Annotated in this window: 6 protein-coding genes and 1 other RNA gene; 4 read left to right on the top strand and 3 right to left on the bottom strand. The window is 57.5% G+C overall.

Annotated features, from left to right (window positions below):
• Positions 1–224 precede the first annotated feature (224 nt).
• Positions 225–530 carry a helix-turn-helix transcriptional regulator gene (locus Q8K09_RS16065; protein ID WP_305255989.1) on the bottom strand — a complete coding sequence of 102 codons (306 nt, stop codon included), beginning with the start codon at positions 528–530 and terminating at the stop codon, positions 225–227.
• A 93-nt stretch (positions 531–623) separates the two neighbouring features.
• Complete coding sequence (locus tag Q8K09_RS16060) at positions 624–1,748, bottom strand: alkene reductase (protein WP_305255988.1); 1,125 nt, start codon at positions 1,746–1,748, stop codon at positions 624–626.
• Positions 1,749–2,379: 631 nt separating this feature from the next.
• Between Q8K09_RS16060 and Q8K09_RS16055 the strand changes: the two genes are divergently transcribed.
• From Q8K09_RS16055 to Q8K09_RS16045, 3 genes are all read left to right on the top strand, one after another.
• Positions 2,380–3,135, top strand: coding sequence for a Fic family protein (locus Q8K09_RS16055; RefSeq protein ID WP_305255987.1), 756 nt, complete (start codon positions 2,380–2,382; stop codon positions 3,133–3,135).
• Between the two features lie 902 nt (positions 3,136–4,037).
• The gene (locus Q8K09_RS16050; RefSeq protein WP_305255986.1) at positions 4,038–5,363 is read left to right on the top strand and encodes a type II toxin-antitoxin system HipA family toxin; all 1,326 of its coding nucleotides are present in this window, start codon (positions 4,038–4,040) and stop codon (positions 5,361–5,363) included.
• A complete protein-coding gene (locus Q8K09_RS16045) occupies positions 5,363–5,629 on the top strand; it encodes a helix-turn-helix transcriptional regulator (protein ID WP_305255985.1) in 267 nt (88 codons plus the stop codon). The genes Q8K09_RS16050 and Q8K09_RS16045 overlap by 1 nt, the downstream gene beginning before the upstream one ends.
• Before the next feature lie 539 nt (positions 5,630–6,168).
• Here Q8K09_RS16045 and ssrA read toward each other — a convergent pair.
• Positions 6,169–6,556, bottom strand: a transfer-messenger RNA (tmRNA) gene (ssrA, locus tag Q8K09_RS16040).
• A 150-nt stretch (positions 6,557–6,706) separates the two neighbouring features.
• Between ssrA and Q8K09_RS16035 the strand changes: the two genes are divergently transcribed.
• Positions 6,707–9,622: an ATP-binding protein gene (locus Q8K09_RS16035; RefSeq protein ID WP_305255984.1), complete on the top strand. Its 2,916-nt coding sequence runs from the start codon at positions 6,707–6,709 to the stop codon at positions 9,620–9,622.
• The last annotated feature ends 2 nt before the right edge of the window (positions 9,623–9,624 follow it).

Genomic DNA, 9,624 nt, shown 5'->3' with positions numbered 1-9,624 from the left:
TTTTGTAGCCCGGATGAAATCCGGGGGAAGTCTGGCGCTTGATAATCGCTCCCGGATTGCATCCGGGCTACGGGTGGGTGCATGGCTACGACAGGCGCCCAGAGATGGCCGCTTAAGTGAACAGCATTGCCGCTTTGCGGGGCTTTTTAGTTATGCGAGAAAACAGGTCAACGGTTTAAAGCCGCAACACGGGCTTTCTATACGCAGAGTTCACTCATTACTGGTCAGATAGCTACTTCGAGCGCCTTGAGTAGCTGCGCGATACTGCTCTCGCTGCGCTTGTAGTACGTCCAGGGGCCAATGCGCTGGGAGCTGACCAGCTGCGCGCGCTGAAGGGCGGCCAGGTAGTTGGATACAGTCGACTGGGAGAGCCCGACTCTTTCCTGAATGATGCTCACGCACACGCCAAATTGCTCGGGATCGGCTTCCTGTTCAGGGAAGTTTTGTCTCGGGTTCTTCAGGAGGGTGAGGATGGCTAGCCGGGTTGGATTATCCAACGCCTTTAGCGCTTCAATAACGTCGATGCTCATGTGCACGGCATATAGAGTAGGTTTTTGCGACTTTACCAGATTGCGCCTCGGCACGCTGCGCGCCCTCTCGTCGAGAGCACGCAGCGGCGTCACCTAGTTCTGGTAGGCGGGGTAATCGATATAACCGTGCTCGGTGCCGCCGTACACACTGGCCGCATCGAGCGGGTTCAGCGGCCAGTCATTGGCAATTCGCGCCGGCAGATCAGGGTTGGCAATAAAGGGGCGGCCGAATGCAATCAGGTCAGCCCAGCCAGCAGTGATCGCCGCATCCGCCCGTTGCGGGGTGTACTTCCCGGCATAGAGGATGCGGCCACTGAAGGTTTCTCGAACCGCGTTGCGGAACGAGTCTGGCAACTCCGGTGCATCGTCCCAATCTGCTTCTGCCAGCGACAGGTAAGCGATGCCAATGTCCTCAAGCACCTTTATAGCTTCGATGTAGGTCTCGTGAGGGTTCTCCTCGACCAAGCCAAGGTACACGCGCTCTTCGTCAGTGCTGACGAACAAGGGCGCAAAACGCACACCCAGTCGATCGGCGCCCACCACATCGGCAACCGCTTGAGTCACCTCAGCCAGGAATCGCAAGCGATTCGGCAGGGAGCCGCCATATTCATCCGTGCGCACATTGGTGTGCGCCGAGATGAACTGGTTGACCAGATAACCATTGGCGCAGTGCAACTCGACCCCATCGAAGCCCGCCTCTAGCGCGTTACGTGCCGCTTGCGCATAGAGCTGCACCAGCTCTTTGATTTCCGCGTTGGATAAAGCCCTGGGGGTGGATGGGTCTGCTAGAGCGCCCGCGCCCGGTGCGGTTTCGATGAAGACTTTGACGCTGCGCGCAGGCAGTGCAGATGGCCCCACCGGGTCACCGCCGTGCGGCTGCAGCGAGGTGTGGGATACCCGGCCCACATGCCACAGTTGCGCGAAAATGATGCCGCCTTCGTCATGCACCGCCGTGGTGACTTTCTTCCAGCCTTCGATTTGCGCGGGGCTATAAATACCCGGTGTCCAGGCATAGCCCTGGCCGCGTGGTTCGATCTGGGTGCCTTCGGTGACCATAAAGCCGGCACCTGCGCGCTGGCGATAGTAGGTGGCCATCAGGTCGTTGGGGATGTTGCCCGGCTGAGAACTCCGCGAGCGGGTAAGGGGCGGCAATACGATGCGATTGCGCAGCGGGTAAGGGCCAAGCTGGGTGGTAGTGAAGAGCGATTTATGTGTCATTAGTAAATCCATATATAGCGAATTATAGATGCGATAAGGCGAGATCACCCCAACTCGAAGGCGGCTCCCCGTTCGGGGACTTGTGTGTAAAACCGACTGATGCGAGGTGATCGATGGGGTGCCATTCTAAACACCATATCTAGAAATGCAAATATCTAGATTCTGATATTTGAGCGTGCAGTTGCCGATGAGGTTGCCGCCTGCCAAAAGCGGGCCCGCGTGCTCGGCTGCACGTGCTCACTTTTTGTGCAGGGCGCATACGGGGTGATCAGTCGGGTAATGATCGGCAACAGTCGCCGGGGTAATGTCGCGACAAGCTGTGGCGGCCTAAGGCGGCGCCAGTCACGGTCGCTATTGGGCTGCACGTTCCAGAACGCCCCCGGCTCGTTCGCCAGCAAGGCGTGCCGTGGGCTTGGCGTTGCGTATCCCGTGCAGCGCGGGAGGTCATTCTGGGTGACGAGCAGTATCTTCTCCGGCCGATAGACCCGGTTGACGAGGGCAATCAGGGCTCATTATTTACGGATGGGTTTGCTGTCGGGCGTTTAGCGGAACCAGTCGACTCCCAGGCGCGATAGCGAGGTATCTGTTAGCTGCAGCAAACGGCAAGCACATCATCGCGCCGCCCAAGGACGTGCAGGAGGCGCGTAATGCGCTGGCAGTTTACGAGCAGTTGCAGGCCTGGCAGCCCGCGAGTGAACAGCATCTGCTCGATGCTCATGCACTGCTGATGAAAGGCCTGATCGACGATGCCGGGCATTACCGTCAAGGCGGTGTTGGCGTGATGAAGGGTGATCAGGTGCTGCACATGGCCCCGCCGGCCAGTCGCGTCAGCCAGCTAATGCGCGACCTGCTGCATTGGCTGGAAATAACCGATCAGCCCCCTCTGATTGCCAGTTGCGTCTTTCACTACGAGTTCGAATTTATCCACCCCTTTGCCGATGGCAATGGGCGTATGGGGCGGCTGTGGCAAACCTTGATTCTGAGCCGTTGGCAGCCACTGTTCGCGCATGTGCCGGCGGAAAGTCTGGTGCACGCGCACCAAGCCGAGTATTACGCCGCTATAAATGACAGCACCCAACAAGCCGATAGCGCGCCGTTTATTGTGTTTATGTTGACCATGCTGCGCGATGCGATTCTGAGCATCACCCCCCAAGTCGCACCTCAAGTCACCCCCCAAGTCGCTGAGCTGCTCAGGCATGTGGTTGGCGAGGTCAGCCGTGAGGCGCTGCAAACTGCCCTGGGCTTGGCCGACCGCAAATCTTTCCGCGAGCGCTATCTGCGTCCGGCGCTGGATGCAGGGCTGATTGCCATGACCCGGCCGGATAAACCCAACAGTCGCCTGCAGTGTTATTACCTGACGGAGCTGGGTAAGCAGGTTCGGCGGTAGTTCAGGTTGCCGTGCCTGTGTCTGAGGTCGGGTGACTCAGGGACGCTGCAGCGGCAGGCAACTCTCCGGAAATTCCAGACAGTTCAAACCTGGGGTGAGATCTGCGCGATCATCGAAGCAGCCCCGGTTTGCGTGGTAACGGACAGGGTTTGATCAAGAAATAAATGGCTGGCAGCCAGCGTGAGCATGCTTTCGCTGCCCGCGCGGGGCTTTGCCATTTACCGGGCAGGCTTGGCAGTCCGGTTCCGCCTCCAGCACGCCAGCGCCACGGCGATCAGCCGCGGCATTGGGGGCACATCCTCTCCGAGCGAGCTGATGCGCGTTTTATGCCCCCATATGTGCCCCCGTCAAGCGTGGGATGCCCTGGGTAAGCAGGGGGCTCTGGTGCCCGATCGCAAACCAAAATAGCGACGGAAAACGTTTTGTCTGGTGTTGAGGCGATAGCCAGAATCGTGGCTGGCTGGCGGGAGGTTGACATGACGGCGGCATAAGCCGGCCAAAAAGACCCAAAAAAGGCACTGTAGCTGTTAGCTAAGCGCATGATTTATAACGCTAATTTTGTGGATTCGGGGGTGAATCCTAAGCCTCTTTCTCCTGCTCAAATCAACGGTTTCAGACCAGTTGTCTGTCGCCAGTGATTTGTTGGAATTCCTACAGTCACGGCTCCGAGCACAGAAACCTTGAGCCTTTCGTCAAGACGCACGTAGCGAATCCAAATTGCGGGTTCAAATCCTTCACGGGAAGTTGAACCCGCGCGGTGTCTAGGCAAGTGCCTGCTGAATACCGGATCTATATGGGTATTAAAGTGCCTTTTTTGATTATTGCAGAGCATTTATCGGCAGTTAATTGCCTTTTATTTGCGATTTGGCTAGGGTTTAGGCATTAAATTACCGGTGATCGCTATGCACAAGCTCACTCTACAACTCTATGCGGGTGGCGAATGGCAGGACGCCATGGGGATTGGTTTCGAGCAGCCTGACCTAGGGTTGGATGGTCCTTGTACGTATGGGTACGCGCAGGGCTATCTAGTGGGCTCCCTCGACTCGATTAGCACGCGTCTGAATGGCGCGGTCAGTGCCACGTTACCTCTGGGTTGGGACGCTTGGCGGAGTAAACAGGCTCCGGCCTTTCTCTTCGATATCTTGCCTGCCGGTGCGGCTAGACGCTTTTTGCTGAAGCGTTTGAGTGGTGAGCGACCGGGGGGCATGAGCCTGGATTTGTTTCTGTTGGGGCGCTGTACGCCTGCGCCTATTGGAAATTTGCGCATCAAGGAGTCGGCAGGCGCAATCGCAGGCAGTCCTGTGTTGGGTTTTACGCGGGACGAAGTGGTCAGCCGCGACTCACGCTTTCTTGAGTACGCCTACGAGCAGGGCGCTGCCATTGGTGGCGCTACTGGAGCAGGCGGTGAGGCGCCAAAGCTATTGTTAACTGAAGACCGTCATGGCGCCTTGCATCCTGACGCGGTATTGCCCGATGCAGATGCTGTGCAGCACTGGTTTGTGAAGTTCGCCCGCAACAAAGCCAGCCAGACCGATCAGGACATTCTCCGCAGCGAGTACTGCTTCTATCGAGCGGTTAGGCAGTTGGGGCTCGATACCATTGCGGCCGAAGGGCTGGCGTTGGAGGAAGGAAAGAAGCCCAGCCTGTGGATGCATCGCTTTGATCGTGAGGTTGGTCCTGCTGGGGTTAATCGTGTCGCTGTTGAGTCGATGTATTCACTGTCGGGCGTAGTCGAAGCAGGCAGCTATATGTCGCATCCGGATGTGCTGCGAAACTTGGTTGCGTTATGGCAAAACGTTGGACAGGCCGAACAGGTGGGTGATTTGGTATTCGAGTACATTCGGCGTGATTTACTGAATCAGATTCTTGGCAACTCAGACAACCATGGTCGAAACACCTCAATCCTTCGGGCTGAGCAAGGCGTGAGCCTAGCCCCAATCTATGATCTGGCCCCTATGGTCATGGATGATGAAGGTGTAACGCGTACAACAAAATGGCCAAAGCAGATTGAGCTGGCCGGGCAGGTCGACTGGCAAGCGGCCTGCAATGAAGCGGCTGAGTGGGTCGAGGCTGATGAGCTATTTCAGCGGCTCAGGGCCGCAGCGCAAGCTTTCCTGGCTTTGCCAGACCTGCTGAGTGCTGATGGGTTGCCCGCGGCGACAATGAATCATCCGCGCATCGCGTTGCGAGATTTGCCGCAGCGGCTCAAAAGCTGGGGGCTCATCTAATGGATATTCTCGAACGAAATCGAATTCTCACCGAGCTACAGGACCAGCTGGCTTCCGGCGAAATCACCATCGGCGAGGCCGTGCGGCGATTACGCAAGGACGTGACGGGGTTGCAACAGGCGCGGTTCGCGCAGATGTGTAAGCTGTCCCTGCGAGCTTTGCGGCAGCTAGAGCACGACGAAAGCAACCCAACTGTACAGACCTTGAATAGCGTGTTTAATCCGTTCGGTATGCAGGTGGGTATCGTGCCAAGAAACTCACGTTGAAGGTTGCGTAGCCTTTCGTCGAGATCGAATCCAAACGATACCTTGTGCAGCGTTACTGGCTGGGCCCGTTAGGCAGTCCTTGAGCGCATCAGTACCCATGGTGCGATTTCCAGGACATGAACTCCGATGGTCGGAGCCCGTAGCGCGCGAGAACACCTTCGTGCAGTCGACGGAGTTCTTCAACATTGGCGCAGTTTTAAGAACTGCGCCATTTTTGATTGCGAATCTGGCGCAGTTCTTGTTGATCTGCGCCACATCGAGGAGGGCAAAGCGTTCCAGGGAATTGCGAAAGACCGGATGTGAATGCGTTTCGGATATTGGAGCGCCCGGTCAAGATGAGGCTTTGATCTTGAGTTCAGAGAGGGTGGTAGCTTTGCGCCCATCGGTATTCCAAAAAATTAGCGCCTGAGTGCTTGGAATACCATTTTGAATGCCAAAAGGTGTGGATGCTCAGCGGATGCTGATAGAGCTGAAAGCCCCGTATGTGCTGGATTTCAGGCACAAAAAAGGACGTCCGTGGACGCCCTTAGATGTGTATTTGGTGGAGCCGGGGGGATTTGAACCCCCGTCCGCCAGTTCTCCGCTGTTGGTTCTACATGCTTAGCCGTGTCTACTGAGTTAACCCTTGGCCGCCCGACGGGCAGGGTGCTTTGGGCGAGTTGTGTAATTTTTAGCCACTTCGTCCACAACGTACTACGCGGCGATTCTGTTCTATATGACAATCATTTCGGGTTTACAGACATCCCCTAATGATTGCTGGAGCCGAAGCTACCAGAAGTGCGACTAGGCTGCTTACGCAGCTAGTTGAGCACCGTAATTGTCATCATTGGCAATTATGGAGGTTTGCAACAGTTTATTTACGAGTTCTGTTACCAACTCGGCATGCCCCTCGAGTTTTGCTACCGGCGTCGAATCCTAATCGGCCCCAAAACTTTGTTGCTTGAAACTTGGACGCCTAGTGTACGGGAAAGGTTCCGTAGCGTCGACCGGGCAATCGCCAGGCGGACGTTATAGGTCATGTGCGGCTATGATTGTGACTTGATGTGGGTGCAATGTCTTTGGGAAGAGACCTGAATTATGCCGCGAGTATCGCGTTACCCCGTGCGCCAGTGGATCTGGCGCGCATTTGTGCAGAGCGCCTTGATTCCGCTGATTCTGGTGGAGACGGTGTTGGTCACCGTGTATTTGCTAAGCAATGCGGCTATTCGCGATGCGCAAATTAGTCATTTGCAGCAGAGTGCCGTTGAGGACTTGTCCACGGCCGTAACGCGCGAGGGCCATGTGATCGACGGTCGGCTGCGCGCGGTCGAGGCGCAGGTGCGGATTTTTCGCGATGCGGCAACTCATGCGTTGCAAAACAGCGGCTTTCAGCCCGATGAGCTGGAGTTCAAGCGGCATGCTTCAACCAGCAATGGGGTGTTTTACAGCCGTAGTGACGATGGCCGTGCCGCCTCGTTCTACGCCAACAGTACGCCGCCGTTGCAGCAGGATCACGTCAAGGCACTGCGCCTGTCACAACTTGATCCGCTGATGCGCTCGATCCGCGATGCCAACCCGTTGGTCAGTGCGCTCTATTTCAACAGCTGGGACAGCTATAACCGGATTTATCCGTTTTTCATGACGCCCGAACAGTATCCCCATGACATGGTGATACCGGATTACAACTTCTATTACCTGGCCGACGCGCGGCATAATCCGGCGCGCGACGTTGTGTGGACCGATGTCTATCTCGACCCGGCCGGGCAGGGCTGGATGATGTCAGCGGTGGCGCCGGTTTATCGCGGTGACTTCCTTGAGGGCGTGGTGGGTCTGGATATCACCGTGGGCCAAATGCTCAGCGAGATCGGTGAGCTGGATGTGCCTTGGCAGGGCTATGCCATGTTGGTCAGCCGTGAGCACAACATTATGGCCTTGCCCCAGGCTGGCGAGGAGGACTTCAGCCTGCGCGAGTTGACCGAGTATTCCTACGCCGAGGCGGTGCGCCGTGAGGTGCTCAAGCCTGAAGATTTCAATCTTGGCTCGCGTGCAGACATGCAGCCGCTATTGCAGGCTATGGCGTCCGGTCAGAACGGTGTGCAGGAGGTCATGCTCGGTGGACGCCAGCAGCTGGTTGCGTGGAGCGAGATTCCGCAAACCGGCTGGCGCTTGCTGCTGGTGGTCGATGAAGAGAGTATTTTCAGGGAGACCAACAGCCTGGCCGAGCGTTACTTGCAGATCGGTTATTTGTTGATCGCTGGCCTGGCGCTGTTCTATCTGCTGTTTTTTGCCTGGATGTGGTTGCGTTCGCGACGCTTGAGCGATCAGTTGGCTCAGCCGATTGCCGGTATCGTCGAGATGATGCGCCGCCTCGGTCAGGGTGATTACCATCCGAGTGCGCCGCATAGCGAGATCGATGAGTTGGTGAGCATGGCCCAGGCCGTGCAGCAGACCGGCGAGCAGTTGCAGGCCAGCGATGGCGGACGCTATGAGGCGCAACGCATTTTGCAGCTGGTGCTGGAAAGCACCACGGAGAGTCTGTGGGAGGTGAATGCGCCGAGTATGTCGATCAAGGTCAGTGATCACTTTATCAAGCGCTTCGGTCTGGGGGCCGAGAGCATGAGCCTGAGCGAGTTCAATCGGCGGGTGCATCCGGATGACCTGGAGCGCATCCGCCATCTGCGGCAATTGTTCGCGGTCAGTGGTGAGGATCAGTTCGAGGCGGAATACCGCTATGCCGATGCCCGCGGCGAATATATCTGGCTACTCAGCCGCGGCAAGGTTCTTGAACGCGACAGCAACGGCAATGCGTTGCGTATCGCGGGTACACATGTCGACATTACCCGACTCAAGCAGGTGCAAGAGGAGTTGCGCCGAACCAGCCTGCAAGCCCAGTCTGCCAGTCAGGCCAAGAGCCGTTTTCTGTCGAGCATGAGCCATGAACTGCGCACGCCGCTGAACGCTATTTATGGGTTTGGTCAGTTGATCGAGCTGGAGACGCAAGGCAAGCCCGAGGCCCAGCAGGAAGCGGACTATGCCCGCGAGATCGTTAATGCCAGCCGTCACCTGACGGCACTGGTCGATGACATTCTCGATCTGTCGAGCATCGAGAGCCGTCGCCAGCAGCTGCAGTTGCAGGCGGTGGAAGTCGGCGCGCTGCTCAATGGCTGCGCCGAACTGGTACTCCCGGAGGTGCAGCAGCGGCGCCTGCAACTGCAGGTGCTGGCCGAGCTCGATGCAGGTTTGTATGTGCAGGCTGATATGCGCCGCTTGCGTCAGGTGATGCTCAATCTGCTGTCTAACGCGATCAAGTACAACAGCCCGCAGGGGCTGATCAGCCTGGGCTATGAGGTGCGTTCGGACTGCGTACGTTTGTGGGTCGAGGACAGTGGCCCGGGGTTGACCGTCGAACAGCAGGCCCAGTTGTTCCAGCCATTCCAGCGCCTGGGTCGAGAAAATTCGAGTGTTCCCGGCACCGGTATCGGCTTGGTTCTGTGTCGTGAGCTGGCTGGTTTGATGGGCGGCGAAATAGGTTTTCGCAGCACCCTCGGCAGTGGCAGTCGCTTTTGGATCGATTTGCCCAGCGCTGCGGCACCTGAGCCAGCATTCTCGACTGCACCGCTACCGGAGGCGTTGCAGGCGCAACCTAAAGCCGAAGTGTTGTGCGTCGAGGATCACCCGGCATCCGTAAAAGTAGTCCAGGAAGCCTTGCGCGAGTTTGCCGAGGTGCGTGGCGTCGGCTCGGTGCAGCGGGCGCTGGCCGAGCTTGAAGGTTGCACTCCGACGTTACTGTTGCTCGATCTGGATTTGCCCGACGGCGATGGGTTGCAGGTGTTGGATGCCATGCGCGGTGATCCCCGCTTACGCGCGGTGCCAGTGCTGGTCATCAGTGCTACAGCTGACGAAACCGTGTTTGCCGATGCACTGCAGCGCGGTGCGCAAGCCTGCCTGGCCAAACCGATCAATCTGGCTCAGGTGCGTCGCCTTGCCCTGGCGCTGTTAGGGCAAGGCCACTGAGG

It is taken from the genome of Pseudomonas sp. (genome assembly GCF_030683065.1).
GTDB lineage: Bacteria > Pseudomonadota > Gammaproteobacteria > Pseudomonadales > Pseudomonadaceae > Aquipseudomonas.
The sequence above is the reverse complement of the archived record's forward strand: the minus strand, read 5'-3'. Positions and strand labels throughout refer to the sequence as shown.